This is a genomic window from Nocardioides sp. NBC_00368 (genome assembly GCF_036090055.1).
Taxonomy (GTDB): domain Bacteria; phylum Actinomycetota; class Actinomycetes; order Propionibacteriales; family Nocardioidaceae; genus Nocardioides.
This window is the reverse complement of record NZ_CP107970.1, coordinates 3,798,079-3,819,188: the sequence shown is the minus strand read 5'-3', so window position 1 is coordinate 3,819,188 and position 21,110 is coordinate 3,798,079. Positions and strand designations below refer to the sequence as shown.

General features: G+C 67.9%; 18 protein-coding genes. 11 read left to right on the top strand and 7 right to left on the bottom strand.

What is annotated here, in order from left to right; all coding sequences use genetic code 11:
• Nucleotides 1–23 precede the first annotated feature (23 nt).
• Together OG984_RS18180 and OG984_RS18175 are read right to left on the bottom strand one after the other, a co-directional pair.
• Nucleotides 24–1,277: a serine hydrolase domain-containing protein gene (locus OG984_RS18180; RefSeq protein WP_328527628.1), complete on the bottom strand. Its 1,254-nt coding sequence runs from the start codon at nucleotides 1,275–1,277 to the stop codon at nucleotides 24–26.
• 95 nt (nucleotides 1,278–1,372) lie between these two features.
• On the bottom strand, nucleotides 1,373–2,323 hold the full coding sequence (locus tag OG984_RS18175; RefSeq protein ID WP_328527627.1) for a metallophosphoesterase: 951 nt from the start codon (nucleotides 2,321–2,323) through the stop codon (nucleotides 1,373–1,375).
• Nucleotides 2,324–2,439: 116 nt separating this feature from the next.
• Between OG984_RS18175 and OG984_RS18170 the strand changes: the two genes are divergently transcribed.
• Nucleotides 2,440–3,606, top strand: coding sequence for a Fic family protein (locus OG984_RS18170; protein ID WP_328527626.1), 1,167 nt, complete (start codon nucleotides 2,440–2,442; stop codon nucleotides 3,604–3,606).
• A gap of 125 nt (nucleotides 3,607–3,731) precedes the next feature.
• Here OG984_RS18170 and OG984_RS18165 read toward each other — a convergent pair whose 3' ends face one another.
• Complete coding sequence (locus OG984_RS18165; RefSeq protein WP_328527625.1) at nucleotides 3,732–4,301, bottom strand: type III effector; 570 nt, start codon at nucleotides 4,299–4,301, stop codon at nucleotides 3,732–3,734.
• Nucleotides 4,302–4,634: 333 nt separating this feature from the next.
• Complete coding sequence (locus OG984_RS18160) at nucleotides 4,635–5,183, bottom strand: type III effector (RefSeq protein ID WP_328527624.1); 549 nt, start codon at nucleotides 5,181–5,183, stop codon at nucleotides 4,635–4,637.
• Nucleotides 5,184–5,463: 280 nt separating this feature from the next.
• Here OG984_RS18160 and OG984_RS18155 point away from each other — a divergent pair, with 280 nt between their 5' ends.
• The 5 genes from OG984_RS18155 (at nucleotide 5,464) to OG984_RS18135 (ending at nucleotide 11,681) form a co-directional block, all read left to right on the top strand.
• Nucleotides 5,464–7,131 carry a hypothetical protein gene (locus tag OG984_RS18155; RefSeq protein WP_328527623.1) on the top strand — a complete coding sequence of 556 codons (1,668 nt, stop codon included), beginning with the start codon at nucleotides 5,464–5,466 and terminating at the stop codon, nucleotides 7,129–7,131.
• Between the two features lie 69 nt (nucleotides 7,132–7,200).
• On the top strand, nucleotides 7,201–8,094 hold the full coding sequence (locus tag OG984_RS18150) for a DMT family transporter (protein WP_328527622.1): 894 nt from the start codon (nucleotides 7,201–7,203) through the stop codon (nucleotides 8,092–8,094).
• 40 nt (nucleotides 8,095–8,134) lie between these two features.
• On the top strand, nucleotides 8,135–9,604 hold the full coding sequence (locus tag OG984_RS18145) for a type I restriction-modification system subunit M (RefSeq protein ID WP_328527621.1): 1,470 nt from the start codon (nucleotides 8,135–8,137) through the stop codon (nucleotides 9,602–9,604).
• Nucleotides 9,601–10,767, top strand: coding sequence for a restriction endonuclease subunit S (locus tag OG984_RS18140; RefSeq protein WP_328527620.1), 1,167 nt, complete (start codon nucleotides 9,601–9,603; stop codon nucleotides 10,765–10,767). Before OG984_RS18145 ends, OG984_RS18140 begins: the two co-directional genes overlap by 4 nt.
• Nucleotides 10,767–11,681, top strand: a complete 915-nt coding sequence (locus OG984_RS18135; protein ID WP_328527619.1) for a restriction endonuclease — start codon at nucleotides 10,767–10,769, stop codon at nucleotides 11,679–11,681. The genes OG984_RS18140 and OG984_RS18135 overlap by 1 nt, the downstream gene beginning before the upstream one ends.
• A 276-nt stretch (nucleotides 11,682–11,957) precedes the next feature.
• On the opposite strand, the gene OG984_RS18130 is transcribed toward OG984_RS18135, so the two are convergent.
• Entirely contained in the window at nucleotides 11,958–12,842 is an 885-nt protein-coding gene (locus OG984_RS18130; RefSeq protein ID WP_328527618.1) for a DUF3800 domain-containing protein, read from the bottom strand.
• A gap of 317 nt (nucleotides 12,843–13,159) precedes the next feature.
• Here OG984_RS18130 and OG984_RS18125 point away from each other — a divergent pair, with 317 nt between their 5' ends.
• Complete coding sequence (locus tag OG984_RS18125) at nucleotides 13,160–16,513, top strand: DEAD/DEAH box helicase family protein (RefSeq protein ID WP_328527617.1); 3,354 nt, start codon at nucleotides 13,160–13,162, stop codon at nucleotides 16,511–16,513.
• Here OG984_RS18125 and OG984_RS18120 read toward each other — a convergent pair.
• Complete coding sequence (locus tag OG984_RS18120; RefSeq protein ID WP_328527616.1) at nucleotides 16,510–16,761, bottom strand: hypothetical protein; 252 nt, start codon at nucleotides 16,759–16,761, stop codon at nucleotides 16,510–16,512. The two genes, OG984_RS18125 and OG984_RS18120, sit on opposite strands and share 4 nt — an antisense overlap.
• A 26-nt stretch (nucleotides 16,762–16,787) precedes the next feature.
• Nucleotides 16,788–17,972, bottom strand: coding sequence for a glycosyltransferase (locus tag OG984_RS18115; RefSeq protein ID WP_328527615.1), 1,185 nt, complete (start codon nucleotides 17,970–17,972; stop codon nucleotides 16,788–16,790).
• Between the two features lie 71 nt (nucleotides 17,973–18,043).
• Between OG984_RS18115 and OG984_RS18110 the strand changes: the two genes are divergently transcribed.
• From OG984_RS18110 to OG984_RS18095, 4 genes are read left to right on the top strand one after another with little or no spacing between them, the layout of a single operon-like run.
• Nucleotides 18,044–19,075 carry a pirin family protein gene (locus OG984_RS18110; RefSeq protein WP_328527614.1) on the top strand — a complete coding sequence of 344 codons (1,032 nt, stop codon included), beginning with the start codon at nucleotides 18,044–18,046 and terminating at the stop codon, nucleotides 19,073–19,075.
• A gap of 32 nt (nucleotides 19,076–19,107) precedes the next feature.
• Entirely contained in the window at nucleotides 19,108–20,040 is a 933-nt protein-coding gene (locus OG984_RS18105) for an ROK family protein (RefSeq protein ID WP_328527613.1), read from the top strand.
• On the top strand, nucleotides 20,037–20,426 hold the full coding sequence (locus tag OG984_RS18100) for a CidA/LrgA family protein (RefSeq protein WP_328527612.1): 390 nt from the start codon (nucleotides 20,037–20,039) through the stop codon (nucleotides 20,424–20,426). The genes OG984_RS18105 and OG984_RS18100 overlap by 4 nt, the downstream gene beginning before the upstream one ends.
• Entirely contained in the window at nucleotides 20,423–21,100 is a 678-nt protein-coding gene (locus tag OG984_RS18095; protein ID WP_328527611.1) for an LrgB family protein, read from the top strand. Before OG984_RS18100 ends, OG984_RS18095 begins: the two co-directional genes overlap by 4 nt.
• The last annotated feature ends 10 nt before the right edge of the window (nucleotides 21,101–21,110 follow it).

Below are 21,110 nucleotides of genomic sequence, written 5' to 3'. Positions count from 1 at the left end.
GGCCGACGACGGCACCCGGCGTCTCAGCAGGTCGCCAGCAGCATGGGCTCGAGCAGGAGACCGAGGTCGTAGATCGGGTCGGTGCTGTCCCAGTTGCGACCGGTCCAGCCGAGCGTGATCTGGCGGGCGCCGTCCGGTGAGCCCCAGCTGATCGACTGCGCACCCATGTGGGCACCGTCGTGGCCGTAGAGGTATTCGCCGGGGTTGCACGGGTCGGCGACCCGGTAGATCCCGAACCCGTACTCCGGGTCGGCGCTGCCCGCGATCGGCGGCAGCATCTTCTCGACGGTCTCCGGGCGGACCAGCTGCCCGGTGAGGAGCGCCTCGTCGAGGTCGGCGAGGTCCTCGGTGGTGCTCGTCGGGGCCCCGGCGGCGTGGAAGATGCTCGGGTGCAGGTCGGTCATCGGCCGCCAGCGGCCCTCGTAGTGGCCGGCGTCCTCGAGGAACGGGCCGCGGTTGCGGGCCTCGGTCGGGTACGCGCTCTGACGCATGCCTGCGGGTTCGAGCACCCGGTCGCGTACGAGATCCTCGATCCGCTCGCCGGTCTCCTTCTCGAGCATGACGCCGAGCGCGACGTAGCCGTAGTTGGAGTAGGAGAAGTCGGTGCCGGGTTCGAAGAGCCAGCCGGCGCCGCGCATGAAGGCGAGGTGCTCGGCCTCGGGGTAGTACTGCCCGAGCGCGTCGATCAGCTGGTCCCACGAGGTCGGGTCCTCGACACGGTCGAAGAGGATCTCCTCGGGTCCGCGCGGGGCGCCGGAGGTGTGGCTGAGCAGGTGCCGGATCGTGACGCCGTCGGGGAAGGTGCCCGGGAGCAGGTCGTTCGCGGGCGTGTCCAGGGTCCAGCTGCCGCGCTCGACCTCCTGCATCACCAGGGTCGCGATCAGCGTCTTGGTGTTGCTCGCGATGTGGAAGCGGTCGCCCGGCCGGACCGGCCTCTTCTTCCCGACCTCGCGTACGCCGCCCGCCCCCGACCACACCAGGTCGGGCGTCTCGACCCGGGCGGTGACCCCGACGGCCCCGTCGTCGATGAGCGCGTCGACCGCACGGTCGAGGTCGGCGGCGCTGGGAGCAGCGGACCGGGCCCGGAGGCCCTTCCGATCGGCGGCGGCCTGCTCGGCGATCGCAGTCGCCTCCCGGGTCAGCGCGGTCGGGTCCGGCGCGACCGCAGCACGGTCGAGGCCAGGATCAGGATCGGCGTACGCCACCGGGACGGCGGTGAGGGGAAGAAGCACCGCCGCCAGCGCTGCGGTGCCGGTGCGGACGAGGGTCCGAGACATGGCTGCTCCTGTCGTCGTCGACGTGTCACAGCCATCGTCCCGGGCCCGGACGTAGGCCCACATCAGCCTCGAGTCGGAGATCGAGGCGGCCTCGGTCAGTCTCGAAGCTGACGCCGCAGCGCGCGGGCGGCCTTGCCCTTGCGGGAGAACAGGTCACGACGCTCGGCTGGGGTCATGGGCCCGAGCTTCTCCAGGACCGAGGCGGGGAAGCCGGCGACCTCGGGTGCCTCGCCGATGGGCACGGTGGTGTGGACGACCGGCGCCCCGGGGATGCCGCCGGCGCCCTCGTCGTAGAGATGGACCAGCGAGATCGCCTGGTGTCCGTCGACGGAGGCGGAGTAGCGGTCGAGCGTCGCGGGCGCCGCGGTGTAGCAGCTCGCAGAGGCCACCGAGACCGGGATGCCGGCGAAGGTGGTGCTGGTCGAGTAGTGCAGGTGACCTGCGAGAACGGCGCGTACGTCGGTGCCTTGCAGCACGGGAGCCAGCCGGTCCTGGCCGTCGAGCTCGATGATCACGCTGGCCTCGTTGAGGGGGAGCGGGATCGGCGGGTGATGCATCGTGAGCAGGGTGCCGTGCGGTGCCGGCTCGGCGAGCACGTCGCTCAGCCAGTCCAGCTGTTCCTGGGTGATGTCGCCGTGGTGCCAGCCGGGCACGGTGGTGTCCAGGGCGATGATCCGCAGGCCGTGGATGTCATAGACCCGGTCCTGCGGGGCGTCGGACGCCTCCCCGAAGAGCACCTCGGAGTAGACCTCGCGCTCGTCGTGGTTGCCCATCACCCAGATGATCTCGGCGCCGAGGTCGGCGGCGACCGGCTCGACCTGCTTGCGAAGGCGCACGTAGGCGTCGCGCTCGCCCAGGTCGGCGAGGTCGCCGGTGAAGACGATCGCCTGCGGCGGCACGGTCATCCCACGCAGCCGGTCCAGGGCACGCTCGAATCCGGGCGTCGGGTCGACCTTGCCGAAGATCCGCCGGTCACCGGCGTAGAGGTGGGTATCGGAGAGGTGGGCGATCGTATGACGGGGAGCGGGATACTGTCCGAACTGCACGATCCCCAGCCTAGGTCCGGGGTGGAGTTGGAGGTTGTCAGGAACTCCCCACGCCCAGTTGGAAGTTCTCGTCAACTTCCAACTCAACGGGCGCTTGAGTGGTAAGTTGGCTGGTCATGGATCCGGAGAGGTACGACGCTCCGCAGTTCGGCCGGGCGACCCGGGAGCCGGGCAACAAGTGGGCCTACTGGTACTACCTGCCCGCACACATCCCGCGTGACCTGGCCCTCCGGCCACTCACCGTGAAGGCGCTCTCGGACGCCGATGCCGCGCTGGGGCGCCTGCAGGGCGTGAGCGCGCTGATCCAGGACCCCGAGCTGTTGATCGGGCCCTACCTGACTCAGGAAGCGGTCGCCTCCTCGCGGATCGAGGGCACCCAGACCTCCCTGAAGGAGGTGCTCCAGGACGAGGCCAGCGGTCAGGCGACCAGGAGCGAGGACGTCGCCGAGGTCAAGGCCTACCTCGCCGCGACCCGCCAGGGCTTCGAGCTCATCAAGAGCTGGCCGCTCAGCCAGCGCCTCGTCCTCGAGCTCCACAAGACCCTCCTCACCGGCGTCCGGGGCCACGAGCGCCACCCCGGCGAGTTCCGGCGGATGCCGGTCTGGGTCGGGTCGCCGACCGACGACCCCACCACCGCCGCGTACGTCCCACCTCTCCCGCCCGACCTGCCGGAGCTGATCGCCGACTGGGAGGCGTACGTCAACGTCCCCGACCTCAGCCCGACCCTGGTGCGCTGCGCGCTGATGCACTACCAGTTCGAGACGATCCACCCGTTCCTCGACGGCAACGGGCGCATCGGCCGGCTGCTGATCAACCTGATGCTGATGGAAGAGGGGCGGATGACCACGCCGTTGCTCTATCTCTCCGGCTACATCGAGGCGCATCGCCAGACCTACTACCAGCGGCTGCAGGGCGTCCGCGAGCGCGGTGAGATGCAGGAGTGGCTGCAGTTCTTCCTCACCGGGGTGCGGCGCTCGGCCGAGGACGCCACGACGCGGTCGGAGCGTCTGGTCGCGCTCCGGGAGGGCTACCTCGACGAGGCAGCCACCTCGCGCGCCAACCTGTCCGGGCTGGTCACGCTGCTGTTCGCCAACCCGTACCTGACCGTCAAGCGCGTCCAGGACGCGACCGGTCTGACCAATCAGGGCGCCCGCAACCTGATCCAGGACGCCGAGCGGCGGGGGTGGATCGAGCCGGCCGGCCGCTCGGGCCGCGGCGGCCGTCACTACTGGGTCGCCAGGGCTGTGATGAACGTGATCGAGGAGCCCCTGGCGTACGACTGAGCCCGGCCGAGCCCTCGCTCACAACGTGCAGGTGGCCCCGGCGTGCACATCGCACGCCCGGGGCCACCTGTGTGACGTTGCCGAGCAGTCGGTAGGGGGTGATCACTCGGCCATGGTCATGTTTCTCAGAAGGTGCCCAGCGGACCCAGCGGGTTCGGGACCTCGTGGACCGGGAGGCCGTCGAGGGCCGGGTTGTCCATGGGGAGCAGGAAGGAGACCTGGTCCATCTCGCGGTCGGACAGCTCGGACGGCATGGCGCCGCCGAGGATCTTGTCCATGACGATGCCGGGGGCACCGACGTAGGCGCCGGAGACGACCATGGCGGCACCGTTGCCGACCTGGTGAGCGCCACCGTCGAAGTTCACCCATGCCTTCTTCTGCGCGGGGCTCAGCTCGCCGCCCGTGGCGCCCATCAGGATGAGGCCGGGGGCGCCGACCCAGGTGCCGGAGACCATGCGGGCCGCGCCGCCGGTCGCCTGACCGGTGCCGCAGATGAAGCCGGCCCAGGCCTTCTGGCTCGAGGGCGAGAGGTCGGAGGCACCGGCGGAGTTCTCCTTGATGCACTCGGCCTCGGTGCGCTTGTGGTGCTCGTCGCCCGGAGCCGCGGTGGCGGTGCCGGCGGTCAGAGCGATGGCGACACCCGAGAAGGCGGCGACGGCCGCGGCGCGGCGGAGCAGCCCTGTCTTCTTGTTCATTTCGTACCTTTCATCGATCAATTCGAATTGAAACATCACGCACGGGCGCGACCCCCGGACCGATAACGGCTGTATCGATACGTTCGCGTCCGGGAAAAGATGCTAGGAGCATCAAGGGTCATCAGTGCAAGCGACACGGCTGTTTTCGTGTCAACTAAGTGCCGAATGAAATGTAATGACGTAATTTTCGGCAAACTGCAACGTTGTTGTCTGAACGTGCGTAAATGCGCAGATGGCCCGGCCGTGCACGAGTGCACGCCAAGGCCATCTGTAGACGACGCCGATCGGTTCGTGGTGGGAGCTACGCCCGGTCGGCAGCAGTCATGTCGCCGCTCAGAAGGACCCGAGAGGAGCCATCGGGTTCGGGACCTGCTCGGTGGGAACACCGTCGAGTGCCGGGCTGTCCTCCGGGATGAGGAACGTGACCTGCTCGAGCTCGCTCGGCGACAGGTCGCTCGGGGTCGCCCCGCCCGCGATCTGGTCGAGGATGATGCCCGGGGCACCGACGTAGGCGCCGGCGACCATCATGGCGGCGCCCTCACCGATCTTGCGGCCACCCTCGTCCCAGTTCTCCCAGGCAGCCAGCTGCTCCGGGGTCAGGGGCGCGCCGGTGGCGCCGGCGAGAAGCAGGCCGGGGGCGCCGACCCAGGCACCGCTGACCATCTGCGCGGCGCCCTCGGTCACGTAGGAGCCGCCGAGGATGAAGTCTTCCCAGGCCTTCTGCGACGAGGGGGAGAGGTCCGAGGGCGACACGTCGGAGGCGGCCGGCACGTTGATGTCGGCCGGAGCGGCCACGGCCGCTCCGTTGGTCAGCGCGAAGGCGACACCCGAGAAGGCGGCGACGGCCGCGGCGCGGCGGAGCAGCCCTGTCTTCTTGCTCATTTCGTACCTTTCGTCGATCAATTCGAATTGAAACAACATCAGCGGCCACGGTTCGCGCCTACAACATCGACATCGGCACGTCCGTGACCGCTTCATGACGCTAAAGACACTGAACGGCTGGTGGTCCGAGCGACACGGCATCGGGGTTACCAAGTCAACGTAAACGTTCCATACCGCTCGGTAATACCGTGCCGGGCTGGGTTAATCGCTTCTCGGAACGGCCCCGGCACGCTAGATTGCCGCGTCCACTTTCTCGGGACCCCCCACGTAGAAGGCCTCGATGAGCTCGGCAACGTACGCACCCGTGAGCCCTGGTCCCGCTCGGCCGAGGAACGGCGGCAGGATCTTTCTGGCGGTTCTCCTCGGACTGGTCGGGGCGCCACTTGCTCTCCTCGGAGCGGGCCTGGCCATCGCGGCCGGGCCCGACGACGTGGTGATGGGCAAGGAGACCCCGATCGAGCAGGGCGCGGCGTACTCCACGCCGGAGGCCTTCGCCTTCGACCGGCTCCCGGTCACGGTGCGCGTGGAGGCGTTGGGGGAGACGTATATAGGTGTGGGTCACCCGGTCGATGTGCTCGACGTCGTCAAGGGCACCCGAGCGGTCGAGATCGCCAGGACGCCGCTGACCAGGGTCAGCGGCAGCGCGGGCTCGGGGGAGCAGGTGCCGGATGCCTCCCGGGCGCCGTGGTGGCACGAGGCGGTCTCGGGCTCCGGTACGCAGGAGCTGAACGTGACGCTCGAGGGGAAGCCGGTCTCGTTCCTGGCCGCGAGCCGGGACGGCGCGCCGATCAAGCTCGCCTTCGGGTATCGGCTCGACGGGATCTTCGCGGTCTCGCTGGGCGTCGCCGGCCTCGGTGCCCTCCTGCTGGTCGGTGCGGTCGCCTTGCTGCTGACCGGCAGGCGCGAGCGACCGGAGGAGTGGCAGCCGCCGCGTCCGCCGGCTGCGTACGTCCATCCGACCCGATCCGCGCCACCGCGTGCGCCCGCCGGTGGGCTCTACCGCCGCCTGGGCGTGGCAGCGGGGATCGGCGTACTGACGCTCTCGCTCACCGGGTGCTCGATGCCCGCGGCCGTCGAGCTCGAGCAGGCCGGCAAGGTATCGCTGCGGAAGGACGACGTCGCGGACCTGATCAAGGACTGGAACAAGCGCAACAACAAGGCGATCAAGGCCAACCAGCCCGGGAAGTGGGAGGGCGAGGCGTGGACCGAGGCCGACAGCGGCCCGGTCCTGGCCAAGGACCAGCTCACCTCCGTGGCGAACAAGAGCTTCGACGTCCGGGACCGCCCGCCCACCTGGAGGGCCGTGCCGGGACGGGTGTGGTCGGTGCAGCTCGTCGAGTACCCGATGTGGGCGGTCATCGAGGTCGACGTCAAGGGCGAGAAGAAGGCGGAGCTGACCCGGCTGGCCGTCTACGAGCAGCAGGACGCCCTCTCGCCCTGGAAGGTACGCAGCAGCCTCGGCGTCAAGAGGAAGGTCGTGCCGCCCGAGGTCGAGGGCGCGGCCCCGGCGTCCGCGGCGGTGACGAAGCAGGTCGAGGAGATCGCGGCGACGATCGGCGCCTACCTCGAGAAGCCCAGGAGGATCAACGGCCTCGACGGGTTCAAGAAGCTGGCCGCACCGGGCAAGGAGATCGCCGCGTACGCCTCCGACATGGGCGTGGACATGGTCAGGACGACCGCCGAGCCCTTCGACGCGACCAGCACCCGCATCGTGCAGACGCCCGAGGGCGCGCTCGCGATGCTGGACTTCACGACGGACGCCGTCGTCGGCGGCCAGGACAGCGAGTGGGAGTGGAATCCGCCCTACGACGAGTTCCGCAGCCGGGCCGGCAAGAACCTGTCGATCCGGTCGGCGGTGACGGTCGCGGTGCTGGTTCCGGAGGACGGCGACCCGTCGGTCCTCGGGGTCGAGTACGGCGAGATCATTGGCGCGAAGGTGAAGAACTGACCCCCAGGGTTCATCCGATGCTCGCGTGAGCGGCGGGTGGGCTTTCCTCGGGATGCCTAGCGTCGCAGCATGCATCATGCTGCGGCCGTCGGCCTGGCCATCGGCGCATGCGTCCTGTTCTCGCTCTCCGCTGCTGTTCAGCAGCGTGCCAGCGCTCTCGCGCCCGGCCGCAGCGGCGGGATCTCCGGGGTCGAGCAGCTGATGCTGGCGCTGGTGCGCAACCCGCTGTGGGTCACCGGCGCGGTGATCAACGCCGTCGGCTTCGGGGTGCAGGCGGTCGCGCTCCACCTCGGGTCGGTCTCGGTGGTGCAGTCGGTGATGCCCACCCAGCTTCTCTTCGCGCTCGTGTTCGCGTCGATCGCCGCGCGCCACTGGCCGACGGTCGCCGACTGGGTCAGCGGGGCCGCAATCTGCGGCGGCGTGATCCTGCTGGTCACCGACGACCATCGCGGCGGCACCTATGCCGACGTCAGCCGCGTCGCGCTCCTCGCCGGCTGCGCGGCGGTCGTGATCTGCGTACTGCTGCTGGTGGCACACCGGTTCCCCCCGCCGATCGCGGCGGCCACCACGGCGGTCGCGGCTGGGTGCTCGTTCGCGACCACTTCGGTGCTGCTGAAGATCACCGCCGACCGGGCCGCCGCCGACGGGTTCCTCGGGCTGCTCACCCTGCCGGCGTTCTACGGGCTGCTGTGCACCTGCGGCCTCGGCATCGTGCTCACCCAGGCGGCGCTGGCCGCCGGACCGCTGCCCTGGGCGATGGCGGCGATGACGATCACCAACCCCACCGTGTCGTACGTCGCAGCAGTGGTCGCCTTCGGCGCCTCCGCCCCCACGCTGTGGGTCGCGGTGAGCGCCGGGGCCCTGCTGGTCACCGGGATCGTCGGGCTCGCCCGGTCACGCTCGGCGGTCAGGTGGACGCCGGTTCAGCCGGTGGTCGTGGAGTCGGTCGATCAGGCGGTGTGAATGGCCACGGCACCTGAGCCCTAGCACTAGGGTTGGGTCAGTGATCACCGGTGAACTGAAAAGCAAGATCGACCGCATCTGGGATGCCTTCTGGGCTGGCGGGATCAGCAATCCGATGGAGGTGATCGAGCAGATCACCTACCTGCTCTTCATGCGCCGCCTGGACGACCTGCAGATCACCGCAGAGAAGCGGGCTCGGATGACCGGCAAGCCGGTCGAGTCGCCCACTTTCAGCCCCGAGCTGGACCGCCTCCGCTGGAGTCGGCTGAAGAACGAAGATTCCGCGACGATGCACAAGGTGATCGCCGAGGAGGTCTTTCCGTTCCTCCGCAACCTGGGCCATGAGGAGTCGACCTACTCCTCCCACATGAAGGATGCCCGCTTCACCGTCCCCACCCCGGCCCTGCTGGCGAAGGTCGTCGACATGATCGACGACATCCCGATGCACGACCGCGACACCAACGGCGACCTCTACGAATACCTGCTCTCCAAGCTCGCCACCGCCGGCACCAACGGCCAGTTCCGTACGCCGCGCCACATCATCAAGCTGATGGTCGAGATGATGGCCCCGAAGCCCGGCGACGAGATCGTCGACCCGGCCTGCGGCACCGCCGGCTTCTTGGTCGCGGCGGCGGAGTATGTCGAGGAGACCCACCGCGAGGCGCTCTTCGACCAGGCCCAGCGCGAGCATTACCACCGCTCGATGTTCCACGGCTTCGACTTCGACTCCACGATGCTCCGCATCGGCTCGATGAACATGCTCATGCACGGCGTCGAGTCTCCCGACATCAGCTATCGCGACTCGCTCTCCGAGGGCGCAGGCGAGGACCAGGGCAAGTACTCGCTGATCCTCGCGAACCCGCCCTTCGCCGGCTCGCTCGACTACGAGCGGACCTCGAAGTCGCTGCTCCGGACGGCGAAGACCAAGAAGACCGAGCTACTCTTCCTGGCGTTGTTCCTGGAACTGCTCAAGCCCGGCGGCCGAGCCGCCGTCATTGTCCCGGACGGCGTACTCTTCGGCTCCTCGAAGGCCCACAAGGACCTGCGCCGTACGTTGGTCGAGGAGCAGAAGCTCGACGCCGTGGTCAAGCTTCCCTCGGGTGTCTTCAAGCCGTACGCCGGCGTCTCCACCGCCATCCTCTTCTTCACCAAGACCGACAGCGGCGGCACCGACCACGTCTGGTTCTACGACGTACGCGCCGACGGCTTCTCCCTCGATGATAAGCGCAACCCGGTCGAAGCCAACGACCTCCCCGACCTCCTCAATCGGTGGTCGAGCCTGTCGAGACCAGACAGCGAAGAACGATTGAGGACGCGCACCGACCAGTCCTTCCTCGTACCCAAGGACGACATCGTCGCCCAGTCCTACGACCTCTCCCTCAACCGCTACAAAGAGATCGAGTACGACGAGGTCGATCACCGCTCCCCGCTCGACATCATCGCCGACATCGAGACCCTTGATGAGGAGATCGCGATGGATATCGCCGAACTGAAGAGCATGCTCTCGTGAAGACCGTCCCGCTTGGCGAGGTAGCGGCGGTCAACCCGCGTGGCGAGAAAGTGAACCCCGACCAGGAAATCTCGTTCGTTGGGATGGCCGAGCTCGACGCGCTGTCTGCTATTGCGATCCCGCTGGAAACGCGGCCGTTCAAGGACGTCTCCAAGGGGTACACGGTCTTCCGTGACGGCGACGTCTTGGCTGCGAAGATCACGCCGTGCTGGGAGAACGGGAAGGTTGGGCAAGCGCGCTTGGTGCATTCGATCGGTGTCGGGTCTACCGAGTTTCATGTGATCCGCCCGACCCACGCTGCCAATGCGCGCTACGTGCTGCACCTTCTGCGCACTCCGTCGGTGCGCGCCGCCGGTGAGATGCGAATGACAGGTAGCGGCGGACAGAAGCGTGTTCCGGCCGACTTCTTCAAGACGCTGAGAGTGCCGCTTCCTGACCTGGAGGAGCAGCGCCGCATCGCCACGATCCTCGACCACGCCGACGCGATCCGAACCAAGCGCCGCCAGGTGCTCAGCCACCTCGAGACCCTCACCCAGTCGATCTTCGATGACATGTTCGGAGGCGATGACTGCGATCACGAGTTCGGATCGATCATCAAGTCCGGACCGACCAACGGCATGTACCGGCCAGCCTCAGATTACGGAGACGGGACTCCCATCCTCCGTATCGATGGGTTCAGTCACGGCGACGTGTTACGCAGTTCGGCGACCTGGAAACAGCTGCGCGCCAACGCAGCGGAGATCCGGCGCTACTCGCTGGAGCGGGGAGACCTCGTTGTTAATCGAGTGAACGCGCTCAGCCATCTCGGCAAGACCGCACTGATCGCATGCACGGGCGTTCCATCGGTGTACGAGTCGAACATGATGCGGGTCCGGGTCGACGCAAGCAAGACCGAGCCGGTCTTCGTCCTTGCCTGGCTCCAGACGAAGGAGGCTAGGCGCCAGATCCTTCGAAAAGCCAAGAAGGCGATCAACCAAGCCAGTATCAATCAGACCGACGTGAAGTCACTTCTTATGCCTCTACCCCCGCTCGATCGACAACGCCAGTTTGTGGAGCGGGCGGAGCACATCAACACTCAGCGAGGTGCTGTACAGCAAGCCCTCATAGCGGACGACGAACTCTTCGCTTCCCTTCAGTCGAGGGCGTTCAAGGGAGAGTTGTAATGGTGATGCCGTCGTGGCACGAGTTCATGGTGCCGGTGCTTCGCGTTCTCGAGGACGGGCAGACGCGCCAGCGGCGCGACCTCTTTGAGGCGGTCGCGGCTCATGTGGGACTCACCGCTGAGCAGCGGGAGGAGCGGTTCACCAGCGGCGAGCCGCGCTACACAAACCGGATCGGCTGGGCGCAGTCATACCTCGACCGGGTCGGCGCGATTCGACGCCCGGCCCGCGGGGTCTACGAGATCACCGATCTCGGGCGGCAGCTGCTGGCGACGCACCCGACGTCCATCACCGAGAAGGATCTGCGGCAGTACGCCCGCGAGGGCGACGAATGGTGGGCGAACTCGACCAAGGACACGGCGACTTCTGTCGTCGCGACCTCCGACATGCCTGTGTCCGAGCTCGATCCGAAGGAGCAGATCGAGGCAGGCATCACGGCGATCGAGTCGGACGTGGCGGCCGAGTTGCTCACTCGGCTGCACGGCAACGAGCCGGCGTTCTTCGAGAAGGCGGTGCTTGACCTCCTGATCGCCATGGGCTACGGCGGCACGGAGGGCCGCGCGACACGTACTCAGCTCTCCAACGACGGCGGCATCGACGGCATCGTTGACCAGGACGCCCTCGGCCTCAGCCGCATCTATGTCCAGGCGAAGCGCTATGCGCTCGATGCGAGCGTCGGCCGCCCGGAGATCCAGGGCTTCGTCGGCGCTCTCCATGGCAATCAGGCCAACCAGGGCGTCTTCATCACCACCGGCCGATTCAGCCGCGGCGCCACCGAGTACGCCGCCGGCGTAGCCTCGCGGGTGATCCTCATCGACGGCCGCCGCCTCGCCTACCTGATGATCCGCTACGGCGTCGGCGTCCAGGTCAAGCGCACTCTGCACATCGTCGACATCGACGAGGACTTCTTCGAGTGATTTCCGTTCGGGCACTGGGTTGAAGCTGCGCTCGTCGTCGTACGGACTTCGAGTGTCTGAGGCGTTGAGCCCCAGGAAGTGAGCCCGAGACCCGGCCGGACGACGTGGAGCTCGGGGCGTCGCGTTTTCATGTCAGACCTTGCGCACATTGCCCCGTCGCCTCGCGGGTTAGCCTCATCGGCGCCGCCTCGCTGCGCTACGGCGTCGGCGCCCAGGTCAAGCGCACCCTGCACACCGAGTAGCTGAGCGACGAAACGTTCAGTTTCGTTCGCTGTGTTAACCCTGGCGCTGCGGGCGTCGACGTCGGCTCCTGCCGCGCGCTGGACGAATGTGCGCTGCTTGACCCTCCTCAAGCAGGCGCCCGCGGCAAGGTTCGCAGTTGCAGGTCGCCTGGCCGAACGAAGGCGTGTAGTGGACCAGACCGTGAACGTGACCGTCCTCGGCATGGAAGAGAGGCCAGACCTTATCGAAGTTCAACTCCTTGACCACGTCCGGTGAGTAACGGCGGAAGATGGCGTACGACACCAGGTCGGCGACCTGCAGAAGACGGGTCGCTCGAGAGTCTGCGAAGAGCGGGACATCGGCGAGGTTCATCAGTTGGCCGATGGTCCCGGCCGCCTTGCGCCACTCACTCGTCCAAGTCTGGATGTCCGTCTCGGCGACGACGCGCCGATCGTGGATCACGAGACCACGGTTCGGGAAACCGTCACGCGTCCGTCGTTTCAGCATAACGTCGAACTTGTTGAGGAGGACCTCGTACGCAAAACGCTCGCGCTGGAGTTGGCTCTCACCGGAATGAAAGTTGCGATCGACCACGACACCGAAGAGAGCAGGTGCAAGGCCCGGTTCGCTGCACTTGAAGCCCGCAAGCATGTCGTATGCGGCGTCCAAGATCTCGAGCCGGAGGGATCGCGGCAGGTTTGCCCAGATGCTCGAAACCGCCATCGAACCGGACTTGGGCTTCTTGGCGTTTCGCATCTCGGCTGCGTGAAGTTCGTATTCGTCGAGGTTCGGTGGGATCCTGCCCAACTTGCGGGCGATGAGCTCATCGAGAGCCACCTGAAGCCGCTGGGCGTCGTCCTCATGGATGGCGAAGCCGCCCAGAACGAAGGCATGACTTCCACCATGAGTGCCGGACTCATCTACGAACAGCAGATACATCGACGCCTCCCGCGACAATGAACACGGGGGCCAGCCTTAGGGCTGACCCCCGATGAGGCCAAGTCGACATGTGAGCACCGCGTTGGCAGTCTCACCCGGTCGAGCGGAACCGCGTTGGCAGTCCTCTCGGTCACTGATAATCCTACACTCAAAGCTAGGGACTTGACACAGATTCGCCCCGGGGCCGTAGGCACCAAGATCTGCGCGCGATCCCCAAACTGGGGCTTGTCATCGAAACCTCGGCAAAACGTCGGCGCTCGGTCCTACCCTGAGTCACTGACAGTAAAGGGCAACCGAGTGGGGTCGAGACCACAGCCGTGAGCAACTTCGCGTTCGTCAAGCAGGCCCTGCCGACGCTCCATGAGAGCTGCCACCGGGCGGAGTCGCAGCTCACCAGCGACCCCCGGGCGGCGTGCTTCTACTCCCGGCGGGCGGTGGAGAGTCTGACCAGATATCTCTACGAGGTGCTGGGGCTGCGCACGCCGTACAAGTCCGACCTGGCTGCCCTGATGAACGACGCCGCGTTCAAGACCGCGGTGGGGCAGGGGATCGCGACCAAGCTCAACCTGATCCGCCGAGTGGCGAACACGGCTGTCCACGAGGAGCGGAAGGTGCCCGCGCGGACGGCACTCGATGTCGTGCGAGAGCTCCACCATGTGATGGTCTGGGCGGCCTTCCACCACTCCACCACGCCCGGCGCGGCGCCGACCACGGCGGCATTCGACCCGAATCTGGCGGCGAAGGCGGCGCCGCTCTCGCGTGAGGAACTGGTGCAGCTCGCGGCGAAGTTCAAGGCCCAGGACGAGGCGTACGCGAAAGCCTTGGCCGAAAAGGAAGCCGAGCACGAGGCCGAGATCGCCAGCCTCCGGGCGGAGATCGCGGCCGCCCAGGCTGCCAACACTCGCACCGATGACCGCGACTACGACGAGGCCGAGACCCGCGACCTGTTCATCGATGTGCTCCTGCGCGAGGCGGGGTGGGCGCTCGATCAACCGCGTGATCGGGAGTACGAGATCGCCGGGATGCCCAACGCGCAGGGTCGAGGCTTCGTCGACTACGTGTTGTGGGGCGCGGACGGCCTGCCGCTCGCGGTGGTGGAGGCGAAGCGTACGACGAAGTCGCCACAGGTGGGCCAGCAGCAGGCGAAGCTCTACGCCGACTGCCTGGAGCAGCAGTTCGGTCGACGGCCGGTGATCTTCTACACCAACGGCTATGAGCACTGGCTCTGGGACGACGAGGCCGGTTACCCACCGCGCGAGGTCTCTGGCTTCTACACGCGTGGCGAGTTGGAGTTGATGGTCCAGCGGCGTTCGTCGCGGCGTCCTCTCGGCGATGTCGAGGTCAACACCGAGATTGCCGGAAGGCATTACCAGCAGCGCGCGATCCGGGCCGTCGGTGACTCGTTCGAGATGAAGCAGCGCGAGGCTCTACTGGTGATGGCGACCGGTTCGGGCAAGACCCGGATGACGATTGGGTTGGTCGACCAGCTGATGAAGGGCGGCTGGGTCAAGCGCGTGCTGTTCCTGGCTGACCGCAACGCGCTGGTGACCCAAGCCGTCAACGCCTTCAAGGCCCACCTGCCGTCGGCGCCGGTCGTCAATCTGGTTACCGAGAAAGTCGCCGAGGCGCGGGCGTACGTCTCGACCTACCCGACGATGATGAACCTGATCGACTCGGTGGAAGAGGGGCGGCGCCGGTTCGGTCCAGGCTACTTCGACCTGATTGTGATCGACGAGGCTCACCGGTCGGTCTACAAGAAGTACGGCGCGATCTTCGACTGGTTCGACGCGATGCTGCTCGGTCTGACTGCCACCCCCAAGGACGAGGTCGACCACAACACCTACCGCCTCTTCCATCTCGAGGACGGAGTGCCCACCGATGCCTACAGCCTCGACGAGGCCGTCGCCGAGGGCTATCTGGTGCCGCCGGTCGGGATCTCGATCCCGACCAAGTTCACTCGCGAAGGCATCAAGTACGCCGATCTGTCCGAGGCTGAGCGGGACGAATGGGACACACTCGACTGGGGCGAGGACGGGCCACCGGACGAGATCGACTCCGAGGAGCTCAACCAGGTCCTCTTCAACGACGACACCGTTGACAAGGTGCTCGCGACCGTCATGGAGAAGGGCTACAAGGTCGCCGGGGGTGACCGCCTGGCCAAGACCATCGTCTTCGCGAAGAACCAGCGGCACGCCGAATTCATCGCGCAGCGCTTCGACGAGCAGTATCCACACCTGGCCGGCCACTTCGCCCGGGTCATCACCCACGGCAGCCCCTACGCTCAGAGCCTCATCGACGACTTCTCGCAGCCGGAGAAGGCACCGCACATCGCCATCTCGGTCGACATGCTCGACACCGGGATCGACGTCCCGGAGGTGGCCAACCTGGTCTTCTTCAAGATGGTGCGATCGAAGTCGAAGTTCTGGCAGATGATCGGTCGCGGCACCCGACTCCGCCCCGATCTCTTCGGGCCCGGCGTGCACAAGAAGGACTTCTACGCCTTCGATGTCTGCAGCAACCTCGAGTACTTCAGCCAGGACCTGCCCGGTATCGAGGGCTCCGCCCAGAAGTCGCTGTCGCAACGGCTGTTCGAGACGCGACTCAGCCTCGTCGTGGGTCTGGAGCGTCTCGGCATCGAGCGGGACCTGCGCGCCGACAATGCGGATCTGCTGCACGAGTTCGTCGCGGGCATGACGCTCGACAACTTCCTCGTCCGGCCCCACCGCCGCTTGGTCGAGAAGTACGCAGACCGCACGGCGTGGGATGCCATCTCTCCCGAGGACACCGAGAAGATCCTCGACCTCGCCGGCCTGCCGTCGGCCGCGCAAGGCGGCGAGGAGCCGGCCAAGCGCTTCGACGTGCTGGTGCTTCGTCGCCAACTCGCTCAGCTCGAAGGCGATCACCTCACTGCGGAGCGGATCCGGGAGACGATCCAGCAGATCGCGGTCAACCTGCTCACCAAGACCACCATTCCTTCAGTTGCTGCCGAGACCGGGCGCCTCGAGGAGGTCGCCGGAGACGAGTGGTGGGTGGACGTCACTCTGCCCATGCTGGAGCTGGTGCGCCGGCGGCTCCGCAGCCTGGTCCAATTCCTCGACCGTGTTGAGAAGAACGTCGTCTACACCGACTTCGAGGACGAGATCGGGGAATCGACGATCATCGACCTGGGCGGCAGCGGCACCGTCCCAGGCATGAACTTCGAGCGGTTCCGCGCCAAGGTCAGCGCCTACCTCCGCGACCATCAGGACCATGCCGCACTGCAGCGGCTACGCCGCAACAAGCAGCTCACCCCCGATGACCTCGTCTCGCTGGAGAACATGCTGGTGAGCAGCGGTTCGGGTGACCGGGTCGATCTGCAGTGGGCAGCGGAGAGGTCCGGCGGGCTCGGCCTCTTCATCAGGGGCATCGTCGGCCTCGACCGGGCTGCGGCCTCCGAAGCCTTCGCCTCGTATCTCGACGAGGGCAAGGCCACCGCGGACCAGGTCCGTCTGATCAACCTGATCATCGACGAGCTAACCCACAACGGCACCGTTGATCCTGGCCGTCTCTATGAGCCGCCGTATACCGACCGGGGTGACATCGACCGCTTCTTCCCCGACGAGGCCGACATCTACGCCATCGCTGACATCCTGCGTACTGTGACGGCGAACGCGGCGCCTCAGGCGTCTTAGGCGTGCTCCTGCATCGACCGCGGCCAGGAGCGCCGTCGCGTCGACCTGGGCTTGAGGTGCTCGGGCAGGGCGCTGATGTAGGGCGCGGCGTGCCGGCAGTCGCCGCAGGTGACCTCGCGGTAGTCGTAGGTCGTCGGCGGGTCTTCTCCGTAAGCGCTGCACACCGGGCCGAACGAGTCGGCGAAGTGAGTGGGCTGCTGCAGTGTTACCTGGTCGGCTTCAGCGGTGACTTTCGTTGAATCGCTCATGGTGAAACCTCTAACGAGTCAACGGCTCATGCGTAACGCCGAGCCCGACGAGCCGCCTGCCGCTGCCGCGAAGGCGCGAGGAGATAGGTCGGCGCGGTCTCCTGCGCGAGGCTCTCGTGGAGCGCCAGCATCTCCTCGATCGTGCGCGCCCACGGGAACTGCTCTGCCCGCTCCCGGGCCGCGTGGCGGGTCGCCACCACCGGTCGCTCGGCGACGTCGATCACCGCGTCGGCCAGCGCCGCCGGGTGGGCAGGGGCCCAGGCTCCGCACCGGGGGTCGATGAGCTCGCGGGCGCCGCCGCGATCGGCGGTCACCACGGGCGTACCGCTGGCGAGGGCCTCGAGGACGGCGAGCCCGAAGGTCTCGCGGGGGCAGACCGAGAGTGCGACGTCGGCCTCGGCCAGCGCACGGGCGATCCGGTGGCGGTCGGAGACGTGGCCGTGGAAGACGATCGGCGCGCCGGCGGCGAGGGCCTCGATCTCGGCACGGTGCGGCCCATCGCCGTAGACGTCCATGCGTACGTCGAACCCGCGGCGGTGCAGCTCGACGGCGGTCGCGACGGCGAGATCGGGCGACTTCTCCCGGGAGAGGCGGCCGACGTGGACGATCCGCAGGGTGTCGTCGCGGTGCCCGAGGGAGGGCCGGAAGAAGTCCAGGTCGACGCCCAGCGGCACCTGGGCGATCGGGCAGCCGACGGCGGCGGCCAGCGGCTCGAACTCGTGCCGGGCGTAGTCGGAGGTGACCAGCACCTGGTCGAAGGAGCGCACCAGCATCCGGTTGAGGAGCGCCGTGGAGACCTTCGAGGTGGTGTCCATGCCGGTGTAGGTGGGCATGTACTCGTCGAGCCGCTCGTGGGAGAAGAGCACCGTCCCGATGCCCTGGCGCCTCGCCCAGCGGGAGACCGGGAGCATCGTGAACTTGTCGCTGACCTCGAGACTCGTCGGGCGGTAGCGGGTCAGCACGTCGGTCACCCGCCACGGCTCGATGATCAGCCGATAGCCGCCGCCCACGCGTGGCGCTCTCAGCTGCACCACCTCGCCGAGGTCGGTCGAGGTGACCGCGTCGTACGGGCCGGGGACGACGAGAAGCCGGTCGTGGCCCGCTTCGACGTATCCGCGGGCGAGGGCCTCCAGAGCCGTCTTCATCCCTCCGGAGGTGGGGCCGACGAAGTTCGCGAGCTGAGCGATGAGCACGGCCACATCGTGTGGCATCGAGGTAGCCCGTCGGCGACCTCGATGTGACGGCGGCATGGCGAGGCAACGTACGAGATATCGTTGAAGATATGACCAACCTGGATGCCCACCCCACCCCTGTCGAGTGTGTCGGTGGCACCGGCGACGAAGGCGTCGAGATCCAGATCATCACTCCGCGAGACGTGCCTCTGGGTGGTCCTCGGGCGATGAACGTACGCCGCACCCTGCCCGCCCGCGCGCGCTCGCTGATCGGCGCGTGGTGCTTCCTGGACCACTACGGTCCCGACGACGTCGTGGTCTCCGGCGGGATGGAGGTGCCGCCCCACCCGCACACCGGGCTGGCGACGGTCTCCTGGCTGTTCACCGGGGAGATCGAGCACCGTGACTCGGTCGGCACCGTGGCGATGGTGCGCCCGGGCGAGGTCAACCTGATGACCGCAGGGCGCGGCATCTCCCACTCGGAGAACTCGACGCCCGAGGCGACCGTCCTGCACGGGGCGCAGCTGTGGCTCGCGCTGCCGGACGAGTTCCGCGACGTCGAGCCGGCCTTCGAGAACCACGCGCCGACGCCGATCGAGCGCGACGGGGCGACCGTCAGGGTCTTCCTGGGGTCGCTCCTGGGCGCCACGTCCCCCGTGCGCACCTACTCCGAGATCCTCGGCGCCGAGATCCTGCTCGAGCCCGGCACCCGGCTGGAGATCCCGGTCGAGAGCCGGTTCGAGCACGGCGTACTCGTGGACACGGGTGAGGTCGAGATGACCGGCGTGGGCCCGTCCGGGCCGGCCTCGGCCACGGTGGAGAAGGACTCGCTGGCGTACGCCCCTCCGGGCGCCACCACCCTGGTCCTGCAGGCCGGTGAGGCATGGACCCGGCTGCTCCTGCTCGGCGGTCCGCCGTTCGGCGAGTCGATCATCATGTGGTGGAACTTCGTCGGGCGCACGCACGACGAGGTCGTCGGCTACCGCCAGGAGTGGCAGGACCAGGTCACCCGCGGAGGTGGCGAGGTGGTCGAGGACTCCCAGGACCTGGCCGCAGGGCGTTTCGGTGTGGTCGAGGACAACCACCAGAGGCCCATCCCGGCACCTCCGCTGCCCAACGCGCGTCTCCGCTCGCGGTCTTAGGCCGGGCCCGTGCCCGTGCTTAGACTGCAGCCGTGAGTGACGAATCCGCAGACCCAGGGGTCGTGCTGGCCGTGGCGGTGGGCCGCAGCCGTAGCCAGGCGGCGGTCTTCGACCTCGCCGGCCGCGAGCTGGCCGGCGACACCCGCGACCACGAGGTCGGCATCTCCGCCGAGGCGCTGATGCCCGAGATCGTCGAGCGGATGACCAAGATGGTGGCCTCGATCGACCTGCCGGTGCTGGCGATCGGGATGAGCCTTCCCGGCGTGGTCAACCCCGACCTCGGGATGAGCATCGACACCCCCGCGATGGGCGGTTGGGACGGCGTCCAGCTGGCGCCCTACTTCACCTCGCTGACCGACGCGCCGCTGATCCTCGCCCACGACGCCCATGCGCTGGCGCGCTCGGAGCTCTTCAACTCCGACCATCCCGTACGCAACGCCCTTGTCATCAAGGCCTCGACCGGCCTCGGCATGGGCATCATCGTCGACGGCAAGGTGGTCACCGGTGCCCTCGGGGCTGCGGGCGAGATCGGCCACACCCGCATCGACGCCGCCGGCGACCGGCCCTGCCGCTGCGGCTCGACCGGCTGCCTGGAGACGGTCGCGTCGGGCTGGGCGCTGGCCCAGCGGCTGACCGACTCCGGCGTTCCCGCCGGTCACGTACGCGACCTGGTGGCCGCCGCGCTCGCCGGCGACGCCGTGGCGCGCGGGCTGCTGCGCGAGGGCGGGCGACAGCTCGGCGAGGTCGTGGCCACGGCCGTCAACCTGCTCAACCCCGAGGTCGTCGTCATCGGCGGTGACATGGCCGGTGCCTTCGACCTCTACACGGCCGGGGTGCGGGAGAGCGTCTACGCCCGCGCCAACCCGATCGCCACCCGCGAGCTCACCTTCATGGCCCAGCTGCACGGGGACTCCTCGGGCTTGGTCGGCTGCGCCGCGATGGCCATCGAATCCATCGCCTCGTGATCGTCGGCCTGCTCTGGCTGCTCGGGTGCCAGCTGGCCGGAACCGCGATCGTCGAGCTGACCGGGATCCCGCTGCCCGGCCCCGTCGTGGGGATGCTGCTGCTCTTCGTCGCGCTGCTCCTGCGCCGCCGTGACGGCGAGGACGACCCGATCATCCAGGTCGGCGACTACTTCCTCTCCCACCTGCAGCTCTTCTTCATCCCGGCCGGCGTCGGCGTGATCGCCTACGTCGCGCTCATCCGCGACTCGGCGGTGCCGATCGTCGTCGCGCTGCTGGGCTCCTGGCTCCTCGGGCTGGCGACCGTGGGCTGGGTGCTCAACCTCTTCCTCCGCCGGGTGTCCGCGGCTGCCGGCACCGAGGGCGCGCCGGGGGAGGAGATCGAGTGAGCGCCATCCTGTGGCTGTTCGTGACGGTGGCTGCGTACGAGCTGGGGCGGTGGCTCCGCAAGCGCACCCGCTCGCCGCTGGCGCAGCCGGTGGCGGTCGCGATCGTGATCGTCGGCACGCTGCTGACGGTCAGTGGCACGTCCTACGGCGACTATGCCGATGCCACGACCCTGATCAGCTTCCTGCTCGGCCCGGCGACGGTCGCGCTGGCGATCCCGCTCTACCACCAGGTCTCGCGGCTGAAGGGGATGGTGATGCCGGTCCTGGTCGCGCTGAGCGCCGGCGCAGTGGTGTCGATCGTCAGCGGCATCCTGCTGGTGCGCTGGCTCGGCGGCAGCGACGTGCTGGAGCGGACGATGGCTCCGAAGGCGGTGACGACGCCGGTGGCGATCGAGCTGGCCGACCGCCTCGGCGGCTATCCGGAGCTGTCGGCGGCCTTCGCGATCGTGATCGGGATCATCGCCGCGATGGTCGCGCCGCGGGTGCTGACCCTGCTCCGGATCCGTGACCCGCGAGCCCGAGGCGTTGCCGTCGGCGCCGTCTCCCACGGCATCGGCACCGCCCGGATGCTGGAGGAGAGCCAGGTCGAGGGTGCCTTCTCCGGGCTGGCGATGGGGCTCACCGCGGTCGTGACGTGTCTCATGGTTCCGCTGGTGGCGTACTTCCTCCTCTGACCTTCGCTCA

Bases quoted from the DNA above. Each gene is read 5' to 3' on its own strand.
- OG984_RS18120 (WP_328527616.1), bottom strand. From the start codon at position 16,761: ATGAGCGATTCAACGAAAGTCACCGCTGAAGCCGACCAGGTAACACTG.
- OG984_RS18155 (WP_328527623.1), top strand. From the start codon at position 5,464: ATGAGCTCGGCAACGTACGCACCCGTGAGCCCTGGTCCCGCTCGGCCG.
- OG984_RS18160 (WP_328527624.1), bottom strand. From the start codon at position 5,183: ATGAGCAAGAAGACAGGGCTGCTCCGCCGCGCCGCGGCCGTCGCCGCC.
- OG984_RS18180 (WP_328527628.1), bottom strand. From the start codon at position 1,277: ATGTCTCGGACCCTCGTCCGCACCGGCACCGCAGCGCTGGCGGCGGTG.
- OG984_RS18170 (WP_328527626.1), top strand. From the start codon at position 2,440: ATGGATCCGGAGAGGTACGACGCTCCGCAGTTCGGCCGGGCGACCCGG.
- OG984_RS18130 (WP_328527618.1), bottom strand. From the start codon at position 12,842: ATGTATCTGCTGTTCGTAGATGAGTCCGGCACTCATGGTGGAAGTCAT.
- OG984_RS18115 (WP_328527615.1), bottom strand. From the start codon at position 17,972: ATGCCACACGATGTGGCCGTGCTCATCGCTCAGCTCGCGAACTTCGTC.
- OG984_RS18135 (WP_328527619.1), top strand. From the start codon at position 10,767: ATGGTGATGCCGTCGTGGCACGAGTTCATGGTGCCGGTGCTTCGCGTT.
- OG984_RS18165 (WP_328527625.1), bottom strand. From the start codon at position 4,301: ATGAACAAGAAGACAGGGCTGCTCCGCCGCGCCGCGGCCGTCGCCGCC.
- OG984_RS18110 (WP_328527614.1), top strand. From the start codon at position 18,044: ATGACCAACCTGGATGCCCACCCCACCCCTGTCGAGTGTGTCGGTGGC.
- OG984_RS18150 (WP_328527622.1), top strand. From the start codon at position 7,201: ATGCATCATGCTGCGGCCGTCGGCCTGGCCATCGGCGCATGCGTCCTG.